Origin of the sequence: Luteimonas sp. TWI596 (assembly GCF_039674105.1) — a bacterium.
In the GTDB taxonomy this organism is placed as follows: Bacteria; Pseudomonadota; Gammaproteobacteria; order Xanthomonadales; family Xanthomonadaceae; genus Luteimonas.
The window spans coordinates 1-248 of record NZ_JBDJMU010000063.1 but is presented as its reverse complement, the minus strand read 5'-3'; the positions used below and the strand labels follow the sequence as shown (position 1 = coordinate 248).

1 protein-coding gene is annotated in these 248 nt (G+C 66.9%); it reads left to right on the top strand.

What is annotated here, in order from left to right:
- Positions 1-248: hypothetical protein (locus tag ABE487_RS17255; RefSeq protein ID WP_346452929.1), on the top strand; the 248-nt coding region annotated here is incomplete at both ends.

The following is a 248-nucleotide window of genomic DNA, read 5'->3' as shown; positions in this document are numbered from 1 at the left end:
TCGGCCACCACTGAAGTGCTGACGCTGAGCGATACGCTCGGGGCGGGTCTGACGTTCGGTTCGGTGACCGATGCGGGTGCGTTCGCCTGCACCGGCACGCTCACCTGCACGTTGCCGGCGGGCACGCTGCCGGGTACCTACACGCTGACCTACACCGCGACTGTCAATGCGGATGCGACCGGAAGCGTCGGTAACGTCGTCGTAGCCAGTAACCCGGCTGGCGGCAACGATCCCGAGCCGGTCTGCAC